At 53.1% G+C, this 20,785-nt stretch carries 19 protein-coding genes; 5 read left to right on the top strand and 14 right to left on the bottom strand.

The genetic code is table 11. The features are described from left to right. Positions 1–97 precede the first annotated feature (97 nt). Both sbcB and cdd read left to right on the top strand, forming a co-directional pair. Positions 98–1,510, top strand: a complete 1,413-nt coding sequence (sbcB, locus tag K0I31_RS08355) for an exodeoxyribonuclease I (RefSeq protein WP_220080517.1) — start codon at positions 98–100, stop codon at positions 1,508–1,510. Positions 1,511–1,627: 117 nt separating this feature from the next. Beyond that, positions 1,628–2,518, top strand: coding sequence for a cytidine deaminase (gene cdd / locus K0I31_RS08350; protein WP_220080516.1), 891 nt, complete (start codon positions 1,628–1,630; stop codon positions 2,516–2,518). 93 nt (positions 2,519–2,611) lie between these two features. Here the strand turns inward: cdd and K0I31_RS08345 are convergent, their stop codons facing one another. From K0I31_RS08345 to yceD, 12 genes are all read right to left on the bottom strand, one after another. Further along, the gene (locus K0I31_RS08345; protein WP_220080515.1) at positions 2,612–3,487 is read right to left on the bottom strand and encodes an NAD(P)-dependent oxidoreductase; all 876 of its coding nucleotides are present in this window, start codon (positions 3,485–3,487) and stop codon (positions 2,612–2,614) included. 23 nt (positions 3,488–3,510) lie between these two features. Beyond that, positions 3,511–5,094 carry an FGGY-family carbohydrate kinase gene (locus tag K0I31_RS08340; protein ID WP_220080514.1) on the bottom strand — a complete coding sequence of 528 codons (1,584 nt, stop codon included), beginning with the start codon at positions 5,092–5,094 and terminating at the stop codon, positions 3,511–3,513. Between the two features lie 23 nt (positions 5,095–5,117). Beyond that, on the bottom strand, positions 5,118–5,597 hold the full coding sequence (locus tag K0I31_RS08335; protein WP_144198743.1) for an acyl-CoA thioesterase: 480 nt from the start codon (positions 5,595–5,597) through the stop codon (positions 5,118–5,120). An 86-nt stretch (positions 5,598–5,683) separates the two neighbouring features. After that, positions 5,684–6,043 carry a hypothetical protein gene (locus K0I31_RS08330; RefSeq protein ID WP_220080513.1) on the bottom strand — a complete coding sequence of 120 codons (360 nt, stop codon included), beginning with the start codon at positions 6,041–6,043 and terminating at the stop codon, positions 5,684–5,686. A gap of 158 nt (positions 6,044–6,201) precedes the next feature. Further along, positions 6,202–7,443, bottom strand: a complete 1,242-nt coding sequence (gene fabF / locus K0I31_RS08325; RefSeq protein ID WP_220080512.1) for a beta-ketoacyl-ACP synthase II — start codon at positions 7,441–7,443, stop codon at positions 6,202–6,204. Positions 7,444–7,611: 168 nt separating this feature from the next. Beyond that, on the bottom strand, positions 7,612–7,845 hold the full coding sequence (gene acpP, locus K0I31_RS08320) for an acyl carrier protein (RefSeq protein ID WP_011865403.1): 234 nt from the start codon (positions 7,843–7,845) through the stop codon (positions 7,612–7,614). Between the two features lie 160 nt (positions 7,846–8,005). After that, a complete protein-coding gene (gene fabG / locus K0I31_RS08315) occupies positions 8,006–8,752 on the bottom strand; it encodes a 3-oxoacyl-ACP reductase FabG (RefSeq protein ID WP_144198741.1) in 747 nt (248 codons plus the stop codon). A 10-nt stretch (positions 8,753–8,762) separates the two neighbouring features. Beyond that, a complete protein-coding gene (gene fabD / locus K0I31_RS08310; protein ID WP_220080511.1) occupies positions 8,763–9,689 on the bottom strand; it encodes an ACP S-malonyltransferase in 927 nt (308 codons plus the stop codon). A gap of 46 nt (positions 9,690–9,735) precedes the next feature. Then, on the bottom strand, positions 9,736–10,695 hold the full coding sequence (locus tag K0I31_RS08305; protein ID WP_220080510.1) for a beta-ketoacyl-ACP synthase III: 960 nt from the start codon (positions 10,693–10,695) through the stop codon (positions 9,736–9,738). A gap of 9 nt (positions 10,696–10,704) precedes the next feature. After that, on the bottom strand, positions 10,705–11,733 hold the full coding sequence (gene plsX, locus K0I31_RS08300) for a phosphate acyltransferase PlsX (RefSeq protein WP_011865399.1): 1,029 nt from the start codon (positions 11,731–11,733) through the stop codon (positions 10,705–10,707). A 14-nt stretch (positions 11,734–11,747) separates the two neighbouring features. Further along, positions 11,748–11,918: a 50S ribosomal protein L32 gene (rpmF, locus tag K0I31_RS08295; RefSeq protein WP_011865398.1), complete on the bottom strand. Its 171-nt coding sequence runs from the start codon at positions 11,916–11,918 to the stop codon at positions 11,748–11,750. A gap of 17 nt (positions 11,919–11,935) precedes the next feature. Then, positions 11,936–12,460 (bottom strand): 23S rRNA accumulation protein YceD, encoded by a 525-nt coding sequence (gene yceD, locus K0I31_RS08290; RefSeq protein ID WP_220080509.1) that lies wholly within the window; start codon positions 12,458–12,460, stop codon positions 11,936–11,938. A 402-nt stretch (positions 12,461–12,862) separates the two neighbouring features. On the opposite strand from yceD, the gene K0I31_RS08285 reads away from it, so the two are divergent. Then, positions 12,863–13,459, top strand: coding sequence for a Maf family protein (locus K0I31_RS08285; RefSeq protein ID WP_220080508.1), 597 nt, complete (start codon positions 12,863–12,865; stop codon positions 13,457–13,459). A 331-nt stretch (positions 13,460–13,790) separates the two neighbouring features. Then, entirely contained in the window at positions 13,791–15,164 is a 1,374-nt protein-coding gene (locus K0I31_RS08280) for a sensor domain-containing diguanylate cyclase (RefSeq protein WP_220080507.1), read from the top strand. Here K0I31_RS08280 and K0I31_RS08275 read toward each other — a convergent pair. Both K0I31_RS08275 and rluC read right to left on the bottom strand, forming a co-directional pair. Continuing rightward, the gene (locus K0I31_RS08275; RefSeq protein WP_220080506.1) at positions 15,145–15,804 is read right to left on the bottom strand and encodes an HAD-IA family hydrolase; all 660 of its coding nucleotides are present in this window, start codon (positions 15,802–15,804) and stop codon (positions 15,145–15,147) included. The genes K0I31_RS08280 and K0I31_RS08275 overlap by 20 nt on opposite strands. Then, entirely contained in the window at positions 15,801–16,760 is a 960-nt protein-coding gene (gene rluC / locus K0I31_RS08270; RefSeq protein WP_220044912.1) for a 23S rRNA pseudouridine(955/2504/2580) synthase RluC, read from the bottom strand. Before rluC ends, K0I31_RS08275 begins: the two co-directional genes overlap by 4 nt. A 599-nt stretch (positions 16,761–17,359) precedes the next feature. Between rluC and rne the strand changes: the two genes are divergently transcribed. Beyond that, a complete protein-coding gene (gene rne, locus K0I31_RS08265) occupies positions 17,360–20,746 on the top strand; it encodes a ribonuclease E (protein ID WP_220080505.1) in 3,387 nt (1,128 codons plus the stop codon). Positions 20,747–20,785: the final 39 nt, after the last annotated feature.

Raw genomic sequence — 20,785 nt, 5'->3', positions numbered from 1 at the left:
CGATTTCAATCAAATAGGGAAAATAAACCGTTAAATTAGTGCAGGCGTAAACTAGGGTGCTATGATAAGTGCCACTATTCACACGCTACCTTACGCTATGCCTGCAAATAACCTTCCCAGCATCTTCTGGCACGACTACGAGACCTTCGGCGCAAACCCGGCCAAAGACAGGCCGTCTCAGTTTGCCGGTATTCGAACCGATATGGATCTCAACATCATCTCTGAGCCGGTGACCTTCTACTGTAAGCTGGCCAGCGACTACCTGCCCTCGCCTGAGGCGATCCTTATCACCGGGATCACGCCCCAGCTCGCCAATCTCAAGGGGATGCCGGAAACAGAGTTTATGGCCAGGATCAATAACGAGTTTTCCCAGCCCAACACTTGTGTGGCAGGCTATAACTCACTGCGATTCGACGATGAGGTGACTCGTTACGGTTTCTACCGTAACTTTTTTGATCCCTATGCGCGGGAGTGGCAGAACGGCAACAGCCGCTGGGACATCATAGATCTGGTGCGCGCCTGTTATGCGCTAAGGCCCGAAGGCATCAACTGGCCCGAGAAAGAGGATGGCAGCCCGAGTTTTAAGCTTGAACACCTCACACAGGCCAACAACTTAAGCCATGACAAGGCTCACGACGCCATGTCAGATGTGTACGCTACCATCGCCATGGCCAAACTGATTAAAGAGCGTCAGCCAAAGCTATTCGACTACTACTTCAATCTGCGTAAGAAGAATGAAGTGAGCAAGCAGATCGACGTGCTGAACATGCAGCCTCTGATACATGTCAGCTCCAAGATCAGCGCCCTTCACGGCTGTACCACGCTGATCGCGCCGGTGGCTCACCATAGCACCAATAAGAATGCGATCATCTGCGTCAATCTGGCCATGGATGTCACGCCGCTGATTGAACTGAGCGCCGATGAGATCCGTGAGCGCATGTATACCCCAAGGGCCGATCTCGCCGGCGACGAGCTGCCAATCGGCCTAAAACAGCTACACATCAACAAGTGTCCCTTTATTGCAACCGCCAAGACACTTACAGACGGCAACGCCCAGCGTTTAGAGATAGACAAGGAATTTGCCCGCGCCCAATACAAACGCCTGCGTCAACATCCTGAGATCAGAGAGAAACTGGTGGCCGTCTTCGATACCGAGCATGGCAATGAGATAAGCGATCCGGATCTGCAACTCTACAGCGGTGGCTTCTTCAGTCACGCCGACAAGAGCAAGATGGAGATCATACGTCATACGGCTCCGCAACACTTAGCCGCGCTGGAGTTAGACTTTGATGACGAGCGTCTGCCGGAAATGCTGTTTCGCTACCGCGCCCGTAACTATCCGGAAACCCTGGATGATACCGAGCAGCAACGTTGGCGCACCTTCTGTCAGTCACGCCTGAATGATCCTGACTATATGATCAAGCTGGAAACCTTGGTCAACGACACAGAGGCTGACGAAGAAAAACAGAAGTTATTGACGGCTTTGTGTCATTATCTTAGCAACCTGTAGCCAAAATTGCGGTGATTTGGGGGAAATGGCGATCAAAATGGGCGTCAGATCCCGTTTTCATGGTAACTTAGTTACTAAAATGATTTTCCAATAGCTTAACAATTAAGGATCAAGCTCATGCAAGATAGATTTGTTCACTGCATAGCTCAACTGCCTCAACCTTTGGCAGATCAATTAGTCCCTTTATTGAACCAGGACTTTGTGGGGCATATGGACGCCCAGCAGGTAGCTGACTTAGCCGCTGCCACTCAGATGAGCCAGGATGAGTTGCTGTTAGCCCTGCTGCCTATCGCCGCCGCACTTGCCAAGCCGCCCATTAGCGAGTTTTATGTGGGCGCCATCGCCAAGGGCGCCAGCGGCGACATCTACATGGGGGCCAACCTGGAACTGGACGGCGAAGCCCTGTTCCATAGCGTCCATGCCGAGCAGAGCGCCATCAGCCACGCCTGGTTAAGCGGTGAGACTGGCATCGAAGATATCATAGTCAACGCCTCTCCCTGTGGTCACTGTCGCCAGTTTATGAACGAGTTGGTCGAGGGGCAAGCCATCCGCATCCACCTGCCTGAGCAGGCCACTCAGCCCTTGTCTCACTATCTGCCCTACGCCTTCGGTCCGGCCGATCTGAATATCAAGACGCCACTGCTCTCCAAACAGCAACACGAGTTTGCCCTGGAAAGCGCCGATCCTATGATCATCGAGGCGCTGGATCATCTCAGCCTGAGCTACGCGCCCTATAGTGAAAGCTATGCCGCCGTAGTGTTAGAGACCCGAGATGGCGAGACCTTCTGCGGCCGCTATGCGGAAAACGCCGCCTTCAACCCTTCCATGCTGCCGATGCAGATGGCGTTGTCGGCCATGGCCAGACATAACCGTGATTTCAGCGAGATCAATCGCGCCGTGTTGATCGAATCCAGCCAGGGCAAGATCTCCCTGGTAGGCGCCACCATGGATGCCCTGCACGCGGTTGCCGCCGTAGAACTTGAACACATCATGGTCGATCCGGTTTAAGGTCTGATTCCACACCTTAAGGATCAAAAAAGGACTGCTTGGCAGTCCTTTTTATTATCTAACAAGCAGGTTATAGATACCTAGATGCTGGCATTAGCCGCGACTCTTCTCCAGGCGCGCTAACAGGCTTGAGGTATCCCAGCGCTGTCCGCCCTGAGCCTGAACCTCACTGTAGAATTGGTCCACCAGTGCGGTTAACGGCAGGTGAGAGCCGTTACGACGGGCTTCCCCCAGAGCGATGCCTAAGTCTTTGCGCATCCAGTCGACGGCGAAACCAAAGTCATATTGACCCTGCCACATGGTTTGATAGCGATTCTCCATCTGCCAAGATTGTGCGGCGCCTTTGCTGATCACCTCAACCACCTTCTCGCCATCTAGACCGGCGCTGCGTGCAAAATGCAAGCCTTCGGCCAGCCCCTGCACCACACCGGCGATACAGATCTGGTTCACCATCTTAGTCAGCTGACCGCTGCCCACTTCACCCAGCAGCTCGGCGCAGCGGGCATAGGCCTGCATCACTGGCTTGGCAGCCTCGAAGTTGGCCGCTTCGCCGCCCACCATGACGGTCAGCACGCCGTTCTCGGCGCCGGCCTGTCCACCAGAAACTGGCGCATCGATAAAGCCAACCCCTTTGGCCTTAGCCACGGCGCCAAGTTCGCGCGCGACATCTGCCGATGCCGTGGTGTGGTCGACCAGTATGCTACCCGGCGCCATGGCCGCCAGCGCGCCGGTATCACCCAGCACCACAGAGCGCAGATCGTCATCGTTACCGACACAGACAAACACAAAATCTTGTCCCTTGGCGGCCTCATTTGGGGTGGCGCACCAGTTACCGCCATAGGTATCACACCAGGCCTGGGCCTTGGCTTGAGTACGGTTGTAGACAGTTACCTCATGACCATGCTTCACCAGATGCCCCGCCATAGGGTATCCCATCACGCCTAATCCTAAAAATGCTACCTTTGCCATCTTCTGTCCTATCTCTTTGTTGTTTAATACTGCCTGTTCACCTTCTTGAAGAAAGGTTTTATTTGGGGGTACAAGGCCTCGAAGGCTGTAAATACGCGGGCATATTGTGCCACATGAGCAGCCTCGGGTTCGAATTTTTCACCAAGACGGCACATCTGACCTCTGGCACTGGCGAGATCTGGGTAGATCCCCGCGCCCACGGCGCAGCACATGGCGGCGCCAAGGCCCGAAGCTTCATGCAGCGATAAACGCTCCACGGGACGATTAAAAATATCGGCGCACATCTGCATTACCAGGTCGCTCTGGGCGCCGCCGCCCGTGATGCGAACCACCTTGAAGGGCGAGCCCTTGAGTCTTTCCAGGCGAAGCAGCCCCTGTTTGAGGGTCATCAGGATCCCTTCGATGGTGGCGCGGTATAGATGCAGCCTGCCATGCTCTGGGGTAAAGCCGACTATGCTGCCTCTCGCCTCAGGGCCTGGATAGATAACGCCCTGGGCCCAGAGCGGGCTCAGCAAAAGACCATCTGCGCCCACAGGCACCTTGCCAATAGCCTGGGTGATATACTGCTCAGGGCTGATGCCAAGCCCGCTGGCCTCGGCCACATCCTGGGCGCCAAACTGCTCAATGAGCCAGCTCAGCAGCCAGAAGCCTCGCTCTAGCTGGATCTCGGTAATATAGTCATTTGCTTCGATCGAGGGAAAAGCCGGAAGATAACGATAGGCCTCGCGGTAGCGCTCACCGCCCCAGGCAAGTATGGCCGCGCTGCCAAGGCTAATACAGGCAATTTCCTCTTCACCACAGCCCGCGGCGTAGACTTCACAGGCCTTGTCGGCACCGGCGCCATAGACGGCAAGGCCAGGTGTTAAACCAGAATCCTTGGCGAAATGCTCACTCACCTGGCCCAACTGCTCGGTCGGGGCGGTCAAGGGCACCATCTGCGATGGACGGCAAGCCAGCGCCTGCCAACGCCAGTTGCGCGAATGCGCCCAGGCTTTGCGGCGATAATCGAAGGGCAGATAGGCGACCTGTGAGGCCTGACTGTCAACTAGCCTGCCGGTGATCTGTCCGATGAGGTAGCCGCTTAGCAGCCCCACCTTATCGGCGGCAGCTAACCTGTCTTTTTGATGCTCTAGAAGATAGTTCACCTTAGCTGCGCGGCGCAGATAGGCGATACGCCGACTGAGACCGATACAGAAAAATCCCAGACGATAGTACCAGGCCATGGGCGGCAGGTTATCGCTCGCCAGGCGTCTGTCGGACCACATGTAGACGGGCGATATCGCCTGCCCCACGTCATCGAGCAGCACAGTGCAGGCCCTTTGGGTGGTCAGCGCCATCCCCTTAATTTGTGCTGGCAACACCTGAGTATGCTCAAACAGGCCGCGGACCACATCCACCAGTTGGCGATAACAATAATCGGCCGACTGTTCACTCTCGCCAGGCGCACCATCACGATAGGGCTGTACGGCGTGCTGACGTTTAGCCACTAGCTGTCCCTGGCGGTCGAACACTAAGGCCCTAACGCTTTGGGTGCCATAGTCCAGGGCGAGAAAATAGGGATTCTCGCCCGTGCTAGCAGTAGAAGCGGGAGTTGAAGTTAAGGTCATAGACAATAATAAAAGACCAAAGCCTAAGGCTTGAGGTGGGCCTCCATCTCGGCGCCGATCTTCTTACGCATCTCCATCAGGCGGATGGCAGAGTCGCGCATCACCTTGTCCGACTCGGTGACTGGCACCCACTCGGGTACTGGAGAGGGTTGACCAGAATCGTCCACCGCCACCATGATCACGATACAGTGGGTGGTAAGATGTCGCTCTGGATGTTTGGGGTCGCCTGCCTTCACGTCTATCCCCAGGTGCATCGAGGTGCGACCTGTATAGATCACCTTGGCCCCCACCTCGACGATATTACCCACATGAATGGGTTTGACGAAACGTATCCCCCCTGCATAGGCGGTGATGCAGTACTTACCGCTCCACCCCGCCGCGCAGGCATAGGCGGCTAAATCGATCCATTTCATGACCGCGCCACCATGGACCTTGCCACCAAAGTTTACATCGGCCGGCTCGGCCAAAAATCGCAGGGTGATCTCTCTATCTTGTCCCGCCATCACAGCCACCTTATCTCATTGATTAAAACTAAAGTGTACTGCAAATACCTTGGCGATAGTAACTAAGAATCATGCGATTAGCGCAATTATCCCCAATTGATCACCGCAAGACAGGCCACAAGGATCAGCGGCAGACTCAGGCGAAACAGCCAAAGCAGGACTTGCTCACCAAAAATGCTTGAAACCTTGACGAAACGATACAATCCGATCCCCAGCAAGAACAGCACAAGCACCTCGACGCCGGCGCCCAAATCTGTCTCTCCACCGCTATAGATGGCGGTGACCAGCAGCGCAAACCACACAGTGGCAAAGGCGGCAGAGGCAAGGATGAAGGTCTTGAGGCCTACCGGTAGGTTTAAGGAATGCTCACCACGAATAAGTCCATTGAGGTTAGCGGTGAGTAGACCAACCAAGGGCATTAACGGAACAACGACAGGATTTAACACTTTGACACCATCAGAGTGAAGTTAACAGAGCCAGATTATCCGCCCAGATTTGGTCGCTGCCAAGAGAGATGAATTAAGCTTCATCCCGGCGCCATTTCGCCTTCATTCAAACATAAAAAAAGCACCATTAAGGTGCTTTTTTAATTTAAAACCGAGGCTTACTCACCACGTTTAAACAGCAGTGAACCGTTAGTGCCACCAAAGCCGAACGAGTTACACAGGGCGTAATCGAACGCGTGACTACGTGCCGTGTGGGGCACGAAATCGAGATCGCAACCTTCGTCTGGATTGTCCAGGTTGATAGTCGGTGGGATCATCTGATCGCGCAGTGCAAGCAAGGTGATGATCGCCTCGACTGCACCGGCCGCGCCGAGCAGGTGGCCGGTCATCGACTTGGTCGAGCTGACCAGCAGGTTGTAGGCATGGTCGCTAAACACACTCTTCACCGCAGAAGCCTCGGCCTTGTCGCCTGCAGGGGTAGAGGTGCCGTGGGCATTAATGTAACCCACGAGCTGCTTGTCGATAGCCGCATCTTTGATAGCGTTTTCCATCGCCAGGGCAGCGCCAGCTCCATCGGCCGGTGGCGAGGTCATATGGAAGGCGTCGCCGCTCATACCAAAGCCAACCAGCTCACCATAGATGGTCGCGCCGCGCGCCTTAGCATGCTCATACTCTTCCATCACCATGATGCCTGCGCCATCACCTATGACGAAACCATCTCTGTCTTTGTCCCAAGGACGACTTGCGGCGACAGGATCTTCGTTACGGGTCGACAGCGCCTTGGCCGAACCGAAGCCGCCAACGGCCAACGGACAGGTCACATCTTCTGCTCCACCGGCAATCATCACGTCGGCATCGCCGTAAGCGATAGTGCGGGCAGCAAAGCCGATGTTGTGTACGCCCGTAGTACAGGCGGTGGTGACCGCAAAGTTAGGGCCTGTCATACCGTACTTGATCGACAGGTGACCGGCGATCATGTTGATGATGGTGCTTGGCACGAAAAATGGCGAGATCTTGCGAGGACCGCCCTTCAACAAGGCTGAGTGAGCCGCCTCGATCAGCGGCATACCGCCCATACCGGCGCCGATAGCTGTACCGACACGGGTGGGATCTTCCACTTCCATATTCAAACCGGCATCTTCGATCGCCTGAATACCTGCCGCCATGCCGTATTGGATGAAGAGATCCATCTTGCGGGCTTCTTTCTTCGGTAGGTACTGCTCTACGTCAAAATCTTTGACCGAGCCGCTGAAACGAGTAGAGAACTCGCTGGCATCAAATTTGGTTATCGGTGCGATACCGCTCTGTCCCGCAAGCAGGGCTTTCCAGGACGCCTCTACGGTATTGCCCACAGGGGTAACAAGACCAATACCTGTGACGACTACACGACGTTTAGACACGTTTTCACCTTTCACTAGAATGAGATGGGAGGCCTCAAAGGAGACCGGAAAAACAAGGCTTATTAGGTTATAGCACAGGAAACTCAGGCGGGCATCCGCCCTTTCCAGCTACTAGCCCTCAAACAAAAACAGGCGGCATAATTGCCGCCTGTTTTAGAGAATTCAGTATTACTGATTCTTAGAAACGTAATCGATCGCTGCTTGAACAGTAGTGATCTTTTCAGCTTCTTCATCAGGGATCTCAGTGTCAAACTCTTCTTCTAGAGCCATTACCAACTCAACGGTGTCCAGAGAATCTGCACCTAGGTCGTCAACGAAAGATGCTGCTGGTTTTACGTCTTCTTCTTTAACGCCCAGTTGCTCGATAATGATTTTCTTTACACGTTCTTCGATGTTGCTCATTAGTTTTCTTTCCTATTCAAATTACGCACTTGCGTAAGATTGCGAGTAGTTTATTCAATTTGGCACACAATGCAAGCTTAACTTTTGTGGTCTAACCACAAAACCTACGTAAGTCTACGCCAAAAATCAATCAAAATCAGTCAGTTGTTATAACCGACGTTTAAACCATGTACATGCCGCCGTTTACATGCAGAGTTTCCCCTGTGATGTAAGCCGCTGAATCCGATGCTAAAAACAGTACAGCATTTGCAATCTCTTGCGGCTGTCCCAGTCTTTCCATAGGAACTTGTGACATAATACCTTTTTGCTGCTCTTCCGTCAGCTCATCCGTCATATCGGTCTGGATAAACCCAGGAGCAATAGCATTCACTGTTATTTGACGAGATGCAACCTCTCTTGCAAGAGATTTTGTAAATCCAATCAAACCAGCCTTAGCTGCGCAATAGTTTGTCTGACCTGCATTGCCCATTGTGCCTACAACAGAGCCAATGTTAATAATACGGCCACTGCGCTTCTTCATCATTGCACGTAACACCTGCTTAGAGGTGCGATAGAGAGAGGTCAGGTTGGTATCTATGATATCCGTCCACTCATCTTCCTTCATACGCATCAAAAGATTGTCGCGCGTGATACCCGCATTGTTCACCAGAATATCAACTTCACCGACTTTTTCTTTGATCGAGGCAAATAAATGGTCAATTGACTCACCATCGGTGACATTTAATACTAATCCATGACCTTTATCACCCAGATATTCCTGGATAGCGGCTGCGCCGCGCTCGCTGGTCGCCGTACCGATAACCAGTGCACCGGCCTCGACCAATGTTTCGGCGACCGCACGGCCAATACCGCGGCTAGCACCAGTGACCAGGGCAACCTTGCCGGTTAAATCTAGATTGAAACTCATCTATTACTCCTTATTCACTCAGCGCGGCAACAGAGGCGGGATCGTTCGCCACTTTCGAGCTCAGCGATTTATTAATTCTTTTCGCTAGGCCGGTAAGCACCTTACCAGGGCCCACTTCAACCAGCTGGTTAACGCCCTCTGCCGCCATCTTCTCAACGGTCTCAGACCATCTGACCGGACAGTAAAGCTGACGCACTAGGGCATCTTTAATGGCTTCAACTGACTCAGGCATGGCGACATCGACGTTGTTGACAACAGGAATGCTAGGCGCACTGAAGCTTAGCGCGTCCAGCGCCTTGGCCAGTTCATCCGCCGCAGGCTTCATCAATTGACAGTGAGACGGCACGCTCACAGGCAAGGCAACGGCCATCTTGGCACCGGCCGCCTTACAGACATCCGCCGCGCGCTCAACCGCCGCCTTCTCACCGGCGATAACCACTTGACCTGGGCTGTTAAAGTTAACTGGTGCAACCACCTCTCCCTGCGCCGCCTCTTCACAGGCTTTAGCTATGCCATCGTTGTCCAGACCGATAATCGCAAACATGGCGCCAGTACCCGCAGGCACAGCCTGTTGCATCAGCTGACCACGTAGCTCAACCAATTTTACAGCGTCTTTAAAATCGATCACACCAGCGCACACCAGCGCCGAGTACTCACCTAGGCTGTGGCCGGCAAGCAGGGCTGGCTTAGACGCAGAGGTGGCTTGGATCGCGCGCCAGATAGCGACGCTTGCGGTAAGCAATGCAGGCTGAGTCTTGTCAGTCTGATTCAGAGACTCGGCAGGTCCCTCTTGTACCAGTTGCCACAAATCATAGCCTAACACTTCGCTCGCTTCGGCGAAGGTTTGACCGACGACTTCATGTTCCGCCGCCAGGTCGGCCAACATGCCTACGGCCTGAGAACCTTGCCCAGGGAAGACATAAGCAATCTTTTCCATTTTTATATACCTTTACTAAATCAATGTATTCTAGTACTAAAATCGACTAAAAACGAACGAGCGCGCTGCCCCAGGCAAATCCGGCACCGAAGGCCTCGAGAAGCAGAAGCTGACCACGTTGAATACGTCCGTCGCGCACCGCCTCATCCAGAGCGATAGGCACAGAGGCAGCCGAGGTATTACCATGTTTAGCCAGGGTCAATACCACCTTGTCCAGGCTCATGTCGAGCTTCTTGGCGGTCGCCTTGATGATGCGGAAGTTCGCCTGATGAGGCACCAGCCAGTCGATCTCAGATTTATCAATCTGGTTGATACGTAGCGTCTCTGTGACCACATGAGAAAGTTGAGTCACGGCGACCTTGAAGACGTCATTACCCTTCATCGTCATATAACCAACGGCCTCTGAAGACTCACTGGCTCTTGGCGGGAAGGAACATTTGAGCAGATCGCCTTGACGGCCATCGGCGTAGATATGGGTCGAGATGATGCCCGGCTCTTCTGAGGCGCCCACAACGGCGGCGCCGGCGCCATCACCAAATAAGATGATGGTGGTGCGATCTTCAGGCTCACACAGACGCGACAAGACATCGGCACCAATCACCAAGACTTTCTTGGCCGCCCCCGTCTTCACAAACTGATCGGCAACCGACAAGGCATAGACAAAGCCAGAGCAGGCGGCGGCGACATCGAAGGCCGGAATAGTATGCACGCCCAGCATCGCCTGAATTTCACAGGCCGCGGCAGGAAAGGCGTTGTTTGCGCTCGTGGTGCCACATACGATCATATCCAGCTCGCTAGGGTCTACCCCTGCCATTTCCAGGGCGCGCAAGGCGGCGGCGTAGCCCATGGTTGATACTGATTCGTCTTCGGCGGCTATTCTGCGCTCTGAAATACCGGTACGTTCAACAATCCACTGGTCACTGGTATCCACCATCTTTTCCAGATCTTGATTGCTACGGACTTGCGCTGGCAAATAACTACCAGTTCCGAGAATTTTTGTATGCATAAGGAGATATCAGTTATTTATGTCTAAAAGGATCGACTCAAGACGCTCTTCGATCATCTTGGGGAGTCGACGTTGTGCTTCGGTCACTGCCAAACTAATTGCTTGTAAATAGGCAGATTCATCCGCACTTCCATGACTTTTTACTACAATTCCGCGCAATCCTATCAGACTTGCTCCGTTATAGTGGTCGGGGTTCATCTGATTTAAAACACTATTAATGCGCGGGGCGATTAACTTGGCCAGTAATCGTACGAAAAAGCCTTGAGTTAAGCCTTTCTTCAACTGATGGACGAGGAGCCTTGCGATCCCCTCTGAGGTTTTCAGGGTAATGTTGCCAACGAAACCGTCACAGACGATGACGTCGACATTACCCGAATAGATGTCATCGCCTTCGATAAATCCGGCGTAATTAAGCTGCGGGCTCTGTTGCAGTAATTGTCCCGCCTGCTGTACCTGATCGTTACCCTTGATCTCTTCGATGCCCACGTTGAGCAGGGCAACCTTAGGGGCAGGATTCTTATCCACCGCCTCACACAGAACCGAGCCCATCACTGCAAACTGAAACAGGGTTTCCGAGCAACAGGAGACGTTGGCGCCGAGATCCAGCAGATATACGGGTTTATGATTAACCGCCGGCAAGCAGCTAACCAGGGCGGGTCTATCTATGCCGGGAAGCGTCTTGAGTAATACCTTGGAGATGGCCATCAGGGCCCCGGTATTACCCGCGCTTAAACAGGCCTGTGCCTTCTTGTCTCGTACCAGCTCTATTGCCAGACGCATAGAGCTTTGCTTGCAGTTGCGCAGCGCATGCACGGGACGATCGCACATCTTCACCACTTCTGTGGTGTGCACGAGTTCAATACGCGAGAGTAAATCAGATTCAAGGTGGCTTAGCAGAGGTTCGATTTGCGACCTGTCACCCACCATGATGACGTGTAAGAAGGGGTATAAGCGAAGTGCCTGCAGAGTTGCAGGCACTGTGATGCGGGGGCCAAAGTCGCCCCCCATCGCATCTAACGCAAGCGTCAGATTAGTCATCGGCAATCAACAGATTACTTGTTGATAACCTTTTGACCACGGTAGTAACCGTCTGCAGTCACGTTGTGACGACGGTGTAGTTCACCACTCGTTGCATCAACTGACAGTTGAGCAGTGCTCAACGCGTCGTGTGAACGGCGCATACCGCGCTTTGAACGAGATTTTTTATTCTGTTGTACAGCCATTTGACCTGTCTCCTAGATTACTTGCTCTTCAGTTTTTCTAACACTGCAAACGGATTTGGACGCTCCTCTTGAGCGGGTTCAATCTCGCCTACTACTACATCCTGATCGCCTTTGCTGCAGCTTTCTTCTGCATGCATCGGAATCAAAGGCATAGTTACTATCAATTCATCTTCAATCAATTGATGCAGACGAATCTCACCTATCTCATTGCACTCAATAGGGTCATACGCATCCGGGAGCTCATCGATTTCTGCCTCAGACCCGCAAGGGCTAAAACAAAAGTCGACCGTAACCTCAGTGGTAAAAAGCGTCATGCAACGTTGACATATCAGAGTGAGCTCCGTCACAGCCTTCCCTTTCAGGTAGACTATCCCCTGTATATCTACACCACATTCAAGCGACACTGCCACATCGGAACAGTCGCCGGCACATAACTCATTTAATCGCTTTAACTGCACACCGGGTACAATACCTTCATAAGAAAGCTTGCTGGCCGCTGCGCGTATAGGATCAATTGAAACCGGTATCTTTACTGTTTGCATAAGGCGCGCATATTATAGTTTGAATTACCTTGAGTCAAAGGAAAATTTATCTCCTTTATCGATCCCGTTAACGAAAGCGATAAAACCCATCAATAATTCAAAAATTGTTGGAGTGAAAATTTTACCCAAGGGCCAAAGGATACTCAAGCCCCGCACGCTTAAAATAGAAGCATTCGCGCGGCCTTAGTCGCCTCTTTTTATTACCCTTGCCTAAATATAGTCCGCACCTTGCTTGCCGGTCTAAGCATGCATTCATTTTTGTGCCTACTGCGTGAAAACTTTACTCGCCCATCTCATCTTCTACACGACTCAATTCTGCATTTTTACCCAAGATGGCTTATGATAGCCGCCACTTACATAAAGCTTTGCTCCGCAATAGATAACAGATAACAAGGTTAAACCATGACCCCGGCTATCATACTCGCCTCCACCTCGGTATTTCGTCAGTCTTTACTTCAAAAACTCGCTATCGAGTTTGATACCTGCGCCCCAGAGGTCGACGAGACCCCCATTGCGGGCGAATCGGCTCAGCAACTGGTAACCCGCCTGGCATTAGCCAAGGCCAAGGCGGGAGCAGTGGGCCGTCAGAGCGGGCTCATCATAGGCTCAGATCAAGTCGCCGTGGTCGATGGCGACATCATAGGTAAGCCGCTGACTCGTGCCAACGCCATTGCACAGCTCGAGCGCGTCTCAGGTAAATCCATCACCTTCTATACCGGCCTAGCCCTGTTTAACGTGGCCGATGAGACGAGCGAGGTGATCTGCGAGCCCTTCACCGTACACTTCAGGGCACTAACGACTGAGCAGATCCAGTACTATGTCGATACTGAGCAGCCGCTCTACTGCGCGGGCAGCTTCAAATCTGAAGGCCTGGGCATAGCTCTATTTGAACGCCTCGAGGGACGGGACCCTAACACTCTGGTTGGCTTGCCTCTGATCGCCCTCATCCAGATGTTGCTTAAGCAAGGGGTGGACATTTTGGCGCCGAGAACGAAATAAAGCTCATCCGCTAATAGCTGATAGTGAATCGTCAAACCTTAATCACTAGCACTATTCACCAGCACTTGTTCACAAGTAGGTATTCACCAGAACGTATGTGCCGACCGGTTTCACCACGGTTGGCAGATTCGAATCCAGGATAAAGGCCTTCGCAAGGCCATACCGCAGCCCGCAACCAGGCATTCGCTCCACACAATTAAACATGTTTAGTTTTATTCACTAAATCCAGACTTCACAAACGGATAAAAACTAGCTACTTTGAAGTTTAAGATTTTCAAACGCCAATAACTTAGCGACAAGGAAGTCAATTGCATTTGGGTGGTTAGTTATTATGACCGATCTCGAAGAAGCGCTTGCCTTGCTCGCCGCCCCCTGTATCGACGAGCGATTTTTTCAGCGAGCCCTAAAAGCACTCGCGCTGGTGACTCAGTGTCGCTGGGCGGCTTTCGCCCGCCCCTCAATCCATCGCGGAAAAATAGAGGTGGTCGCCTTTTGCGACGTGAAACAAACCATTCCCGGATTTGAATTCGATCTCATGGGTTCCCCCTGTGAAGCCATCTATCAGATGCGCTACCCCAATACCCATCTCTTGTATGCAAATGATCTGCAGCAGCGCTTTCCCGACTTTCAGCTCATCAAAGATCTCGGCGCAGTCAGCTACCAGGCCGAATTGATCCTGGACGACGAAGGCGGCCCGATTGGGCACATCTTAGTCATGGATACCCTCCCCCAGCGGGAAAACACTAAGTCACGGGAATTTTTCCGGCTACTCGCCCAGCGAATCGGTATCGAGTACAAGCGCCTGCTGATGTCGAGGGAATTGTCGGTGCACAAGGAGATGATAGCATCGACCCACCACATGATGTCCTTCGTCGGCCTCGACTATCGCTATCACGTGGTGTCTAAAGGCTATGAGCACCTGCTGAACTGTGATGCGGGCCAGATCATCGGTAAACATGCCAGCGAGATCCACGGCAAGGCGATATTCGAGACTCACCTTAAGCCACTGCTAGACAGATCCTTCGCCGGGGAATCGATCAACACCCAGACCCGCATCCATCCCCCTTCTGTGTCTGAGCCGCAATACCTCAACGTCCATCACAACCCACACCAGGATGAAAATGGCCAGATAAGCGGGGTCATAGTCTCGGCTCATAACATTACCGAGCTGCATAAGGCAAAAGAGCAAAGTGAATATCTGGCCTTTCATGACTCGCTGACCCAGCTGCCTAATCGCCTGGCGCTGTTTAATCATTTCGCCGAGCTGCTCTCTAGCCAGCCCCAAAGCCAAGCAGATTTGGCCGTGCTCTATTTGGACCTGGATGATTTCAAGCTGATTAACGACAACTACAACCACCTGGTTGGCGACAAGGTACTGCAGAAGGTTGCCGAGATCTTAAGAAAGGTATGTCCCGAGGCTGAGATAGTGGCGCGGATCGGCGGCGACGAGTTCATCATTTTGCATCGCTTCGATGCTCAGGATGAGAGAGACAAAAGCCGCGCACTCTCCGGTCTCTGCCTAAGCCTTAATCAGATGCTCGACGAAGGCATTAAGCATGAGGGAGATCATCTTAGGCTCGCCGCCAGTATCGGTTGTCACTGGGTCGAGCCGGATCAGAGAGATGTCTCGGCGCTTATCTGTCTGGCGGACAAATCAATGTACCGCAACAAGCGCCGTAAGCAGCTTAACGAGGCTCGCCAGTGATGAGTGGTAGCAGCGCCAGCGGATGCTCGGCGATGGCGACAGGGTTGGCCTCTTGCAACTTCATCGCCGAATGGGCGCCATAACTCACCCCTATACCATCTATGCCCGCATTGCTGGCCATGTTGAGATCGTGCACCGAGTCGCCAATCATCACCGCCTTCTCGGGAGCAACATCGAGCAGTGAGAGCAGCTCGTGCAGCATCTGCGGGTGAGGCTTACTCTTGGCTTCATCGGCGCAGCGACTGGCCACAAAGTGCTGATGAAAACCTGTCTCATTGAGCACCCTGTCTAACCCGGCGCGAGCCTTGCCGGTGGCCACCGCCAGTTGATGTCCGGACGCCTTAAGGGACAGGAGTAGCTGCTCGGCGCCGTCAAATACTGGGCTCGGGGTTTGATTAAGCTGCAGATACTGCTGGCGATACACGCTAACCATATTCTGACGGGTCTGCTCGCAGGCGCTCGGATGCAGCACATTTAGCGCTTCATTCATCGACAGGCCTATGATGTCGCGAATCGCTTGCTCGCTCGGCACCATCATGCTCAGCTCCCTGGCGGTCTGCTGCATGCAGGCCACAATTTTGCTGACAGAGTCCATCAGGGTGCCATCCCAGTCGAATATCACTAAATCGTAACGTTTCATGCCTTATCCAATTTATTCAACAAGTCTTGTAGTGCCTTATCCAGTGGCGCCTTCACCTGCATCACCTCTTCGGTCACTGGATGGGTAAATTTCAGCTGGGCGGCATGGAGAAAGAGACGGTTGAGGCCCAACTCGCGCATGGCATCATCGAACTTCTGCTCGCTGTATTTCTCGTCACAGGCGATGGGGTGTCCGGCATACTGGCAATGCACACGGATCTGATGAGTACGTCCGGTAACCGGACTGGCCTGCACCAGGGTGGCACCTTGATAACGCTGCATTATCTTAAAACGGGTTTCCGAGGGTTTACCCTCCTGGTTGACCCGCACGATACGCTCGCCCGATTTAAGAGTGAGTTTCAACAGCGGCGCATTGATCACCTTGTCATGGTTTTGCCACTCTCCACGAACCAAGGCCATGTAGTCCTTCTGCATCTTCTTGTAACGCAGCTGATCGTGCAGGTGTTTAAGCGCGCTGCGCTTCTTGGCGATCAACAAGACGCCTGAGGTTTCCTTATCCAAGCGGTGAACCAGTTCGAGAAACTTCTGCTGGGGTCTGAGCGAGCGCATCGCCTCAATCACACCGAAATCCACGCCACTGCCACCATGCACAGCAATGCCCGCGGGCTTGTTAAGCACTATGATGGCCTTATCTTCAAACAGGATGCGCCCCTCGAGCTGCGACACCTTAGTCAACTTGGCACTTGGGCCTGGCTTGTCCTCGCTGGCGGAGACGCGAACAGGCGGGATACGCACTACATCACCGTCTTGCAGCTTATATTCGGGTTTGATCCGCTTCTTGTTGACGCGCACCTCGCCCTTGCGCACGATACGGTAGATCATGCTCTTGGGGACGCCTTTCAGTTTAGTGACCAGAAAGTTATCGATTCGCTGGCCGAGGTTATCCTCGTCGATCGTTACCAGTTCGACTTTATTTAACGCTTGTTGATTGTTCATGCTACGCCTTGTCTCTTTCAAGCTGCACATTGTACATCAGATAACAAGTTTTGTGCCTTTCCATTTGCTGATTTTCAGGATTGTTGCTATATTTGCAACGCCAATGGGGATAAATAGTGAATAAAGTGTTCACAAATCCCCCAATGCAGGCGCGAAGAGCGGAGACTAAAAGCCATTTTTACTGAGTAGTAAGTGATTGACTTACAAGTCGTTGGATAAAAATAAACCGAGAAAACGAGTTTAAACGACTAAACACAGTATCAATGCCACATTTCAACGTGGTTTCTCTAAGAATAGCGCCCCCAAATTTCGAAGTTTACTATTAACTTGTCGTCAGACGAGCACTTATCGATTTTGGCATTACCGGAAAGTACATTAGAATTTATGGGGTTGGTTGACGTTTAACAACGAATTCCTTGTTTTTAGCGATTTTAAAAAATAAGCCATAAATAGGGTGCGACACGCAGCGATTGCGTCTTACAGAGATTGCGCACCCTAGCCCAGACCCAAGCCGTGAGGCTCCACTTACCATTCTGGGCCCGTAATGCATCGACAACAGCTACGTTTGATGACCTTATTTTAAGAAGAAATACGTCATCATGAAACGGATGTTAATTAATGCGACTCAGTCTGAAGAGTTGCGCGTTGCCCTCGTTGATGGGCAACAACTGTACGATCTCGATATTGAGAGTCCTGGTCACGAGCAGAAGAAAGCCAACATCTACAAGGGTAAAATCACCCGCGTAGAACCCTCTCTCGAAGCGGCTTTCGTCGACTATGGCGCCGAGCGTCATGGTTTCCTTCCCCTCAAAGAAATTGCACGCGAATACTTCCCTAAAGGTTACTCTTTCCAAGGCCGTCCTAATATCAAAGAGGTGGTTAAAGAGGGTCAGGAAGTCATAGTACAGATTGACAAAGAAGAGCGTGGCAACAAGGGCGCGGCCCTGACCACCTTCATCAGTCTGGCAGGCTCTTACCTGGTTCTTATGCCAAACAACCCTCGCGCCGGCGGTATCTCTCGCCGAATCGAAGGTGATGAGCGTACCGAGCTAAAAGCGGCCATGTCAGAGCTGGAAGTACCGCAAGGCATGGGGCTTATCGTGCGCACCGCCGGTGTAGGTAAAGACGCAGCCGAGCTGAAATGGGACCTTAAGGTTCTCCAGCACCACTGGGCTGCCATCGAAGAAGCGGCGCAAAACCGCCCCGCTCCTTTCCTGATCCATCAGGAAAGTAACGTTATCGTACGTGCCATCCGCGACTACCTGCGCCGCGACGTTGGCGAAGTCCTGATCGACCATCAACGTATCTACGAACAGGCTAAGCAACACGTGGCTTTGGTGCGTCCTGACTTTGTCGATCGTATCAAGCGCTATGAAGCGGAAGTACCACTGTTTACCCATTTCCAGATTGAAACTCAGATCGAATCGGCCTTCCAGCGTGAAGTGCGTCTTCCTTCTGGTGGTTCTATCGTTATCGATCCAACCGAAGCATTGACCTCAATCGATATCAACTCGGCCCGTGCGACTAAGGGCGGCGATATCGAAGAAACTGCGCTCAATACCAACCTTGAAGCGGCCGACGAGATTGCCCGTCAGCTGCGTCTGCGTGACTTGGGCGGCCTGGTGGTTATCGATTTCATCGACATGACACCGGTCAGACACCAACGCGAAGTCGAAAACAGAATGCGCGACGCCGTGCATCACGACAGAGCCCGTGTCCAACTAGGACGCATCTCTCGCTTCGGTCTGATGGAAATGTCGCGTCAGCGTCTGCGTCCGTCACTGGAAGAGTCTGCCGCGCACCTGTGTCCACGCTGTCATGGCCAGGGCACCATCCGTGGTACCGAATCACTGGCGCTCTCTATCCTGCGTCTGATGGAAGAGGAAGCGATCAAAGAGAACACCTCTCAGATTGAAGCGATCGTCCCTGTCGATGTCGCCGCCTTCCTGCTCAACGAAAAGCGTAAAGCCATTCGTATCACTGAGCAGCGTCATGATGTCGAAGTCTATGTGATCCCTGATCCAAACATGACGACACCTGACTACCGTGTGACCCGTCACCGCAAAGACGATCAGATCAGCGAGTCAAGCTACAAGCTGCTCGAGCAGCCTGAGTCTAAGCTCTACGAGCCGCGCAAACTAGAGCGCGCCGCATCACCTGAGCCAGCACTGAAAGGCTTCTCGACGCCGGTTAAGGATGCGCCAACCCAGGCGGCTCCCGCACCAGCCAAGCCAGCTGAAAAGGCTCAAGAGCCAGGTTTGATCGCCAAGCTATTTGCCGCCATCGGCAAGCTGTTTGGTGGTGAGCCAGAGCAGCCAAAGGAAGAGGTCAAGAAAGAGCAGCCTCGTCGCAACGCGCAGAACCGTAACAGTCGTCGCAACAACCGTCGCAACGATACACGTAAGAGCCGCGACGAAGGCAAAGAGACAGACAACAAACGCAGCCGCAGTGCCAAGCCTGATGACGCGGATAGCCGCAGTGCGAAGAGCCGTAACGAGAAACGCCAAAAGCGTGACCGTGACGACAAGCCACAGAGTCAGAGCAAAGACACTGAAAGCCAAGCGCAGCAACCAAAACAAGAAGCCGCTCGCGAGCGTCGTCAACGCCGCAACATGCGCCGTAAGGTCCGCGTGCAGTCAGAGCAGCAGCTCGCCGATGAGGCCGCACTCGCCGTCGAAGTTGCCGAGAAGGCCAACGACGAGCAGGTACAAGTGCCAGCTGCAGAAGCCACTGCAGACGATAAGCCACAGCGTCAGAAGCGTCAGCCACGTAAGAGCAAGCCTAAGCAGGATAAAGCCGACAAGCTAGAGGAAGAGACTCAAGCCGAGCAAGTCGCCGATGAAGACACTGCCAGCGAGCAGCCAGCTGTCGAGACTCAAGCCGCAAACGAGCCTAAAGATACCGAAGTGACAACACAAGTCGAAGCGCATGCAGACGAAGCTCAAGCTGAAGAGGCTAGTGCTCAACCACAAGAGGGCGAGTCAGAAGGCAAACGCGAGCCAAGAGAAGGCCAACGTCGTAGTCGTCGTAGCCCACGTCATCTGCGCGCCGCCGGTCAACGTCGTCGCCGCGATGAAGAAGGCAATGGTGAAGTTAACAATGGCGAGCCCGCCTTCATTCCAAATGAGGTGGAAACTGCGCCTCTGCTGGGTGAGCAGCTAGAGCAAGAAGGCAGCGTTGTTGAAGCCGTTAGCGAAGTACAGGCAACTGCGACCGAGCAAGAAGCGGTAAAACAAGAGGCTGACGAAGTAACTACAGTCGCTGAAACGACTGTCACCGAAACGACTGTCACCGAAACCACAGTCGCTGAGGAAGCACCTGCTAAAGCGGCCGCCGAAGAAGCTTCTCAAGAAGAGAGCAAGCCTAAGCCAAGACGTCGTGCACCTAAGGCCAAAGTCGCTTCTGAAGAGGAAACCTCTGTAGAAGAAGCTCAGCAGAGCCTACCACTGGCAGGCGAGGCGAAAGCCAGTCTGAAAGAGGAAGTTCAGGCGGAGCTGGATCTAACCAGCACACCTGAAGAGGTTAAGGCCAGCCAAGAAGCGGCCCCTCAAGCAGAAGACGTCGCTGCGCAGGCCGAAGAGCCAGCAGCAGTAGAAACTGCGCCAGTCGAGACGCCTGAAGTCGAAACTGAAGCTAAGACTGAAGCGCCTGCTGCCAAAGAGAGCAGCGCCGCATCAGCCCCTATGGCAAAGCCTGCAGCCGTACCAGCCCCAACCGCTAAGGTGAAACCTGCAGCTAAAGTTGAGGCAACGCCAGCAGAGGATAAGCCAGAAGAGACGGCTAGCGACGAGGCTGAGAAGCCTGCGCCTAAGGCCACCAGCCGCTTCGGTTCCATGGTGAGTTCTACCATGACCAAACCTGAGGTAGAAGCCAGGGCGCTCGTCGACACCCCATCGGGACGTCAATATGAAGCCACGGCAAAAGAAGCGTCGGCCGAGCCAGTGAAACGCGGTAACAGCGCAAACTCGGAAATGGCACGTCCCTAAGGTATACTAAGCCTTAAGTCAAAAAAGCCATGCAATAAT

The sequence above is a fragment of the Shewanella spartinae genome (genome assembly GCF_019457555.1).
Classification (GTDB): Bacteria; Pseudomonadota; Gammaproteobacteria; order Enterobacterales; family Shewanellaceae; genus Shewanella; species Shewanella loihica.
Note: the sequence above shows the minus strand (reverse complement) of the source record. Positions and strands in the feature narration are given on the sequence as shown.

Excerpts from the sequence above, each read along its gene's own strand:
- K0I31_RS08285 (WP_220080508.1), top strand. The coding sequence starts at position 12,863 with ATGACCCCGGCTATCATACTCGCCTCCACCTCGGTATTTCGTCAGTCT.
- K0I31_RS08305 (WP_220080510.1), bottom strand. The coding sequence starts at position 10,695 with ATGCATACAAAAATTCTCGGAACTGGTAGTTATTTGCCAGCGCAAGTC.
- K0I31_RS08335 (WP_144198743.1), bottom strand. The coding sequence starts at position 5,597 with ATGGCGGGACAAGATAGAGAGATCACCCTGCGATTTTTGGCCGAGCCG.
- rluC (WP_220044912.1), bottom strand. The coding sequence starts at position 16,760 with ATGAACAATCAACAAGCGTTAAATAAAGTCGAACTGGTAACGATCGAC.
- K0I31_RS08345 (WP_220080515.1), bottom strand. The coding sequence starts at position 3,487 with ATGGCAAAGGTAGCATTTTTAGGATTAGGCGTGATGGGATACCCTATG.
- rne (WP_220080505.1), top strand. The coding sequence starts at position 17,360 with ATGAAACGGATGTTAATTAATGCGACTCAGTCTGAAGAGTTGCGCGTT.
- fabD (WP_220080511.1), bottom strand. The coding sequence starts at position 9,689 with ATGGAAAAGATTGCTTATGTCTTCCCTGGGCAAGGTTCTCAGGCCGTA.
- yceD (WP_220080509.1), bottom strand. The coding sequence starts at position 12,460 with ATGCAAACAGTAAAGATACCGGTTTCAATTGATCCTATACGCGCAGCG.
- fabG (WP_144198741.1), bottom strand. The coding sequence starts at position 8,752 with ATGAGTTTCAATCTAGATTTAACCGGCAAGGTTGCCCTGGTCACTGGT.
- K0I31_RS08280 (WP_220080507.1), top strand. The coding sequence starts at position 13,791 with ATGACCGATCTCGAAGAAGCGCTTGCCTTGCTCGCCGCCCCCTGTATC.
- cdd (WP_220080516.1), top strand. The coding sequence starts at position 1,628 with ATGCAAGATAGATTTGTTCACTGCATAGCTCAACTGCCTCAACCTTTG.
- K0I31_RS08340 (WP_220080514.1), bottom strand. The coding sequence starts at position 5,094 with ATGACCTTAACTTCAACTCCCGCTTCTACTGCTAGCACGGGCGAGAAT.
- acpP (WP_011865403.1), bottom strand. The coding sequence starts at position 7,845 with ATGAGCAACATCGAAGAACGTGTAAAGAAAATCATTATCGAGCAACTG.
- rpmF (WP_011865398.1), bottom strand. The coding sequence starts at position 11,918 with ATGGCTGTACAACAGAATAAAAAATCTCGTTCAAAGCGCGGTATGCGC.
- plsX (WP_011865399.1), bottom strand. The coding sequence starts at position 11,733 with ATGACTAATCTGACGCTTGCGTTAGATGCGATGGGGGGCGACTTTGGC.
- K0I31_RS08275 (WP_220080506.1), bottom strand. The coding sequence starts at position 15,804 with ATGAAACGTTACGATTTAGTGATATTCGACTGGGATGGCACCCTGATG.
- sbcB (WP_220080517.1), top strand. The coding sequence starts at position 98 with ATGCCTGCAAATAACCTTCCCAGCATCTTCTGGCACGACTACGAGACC.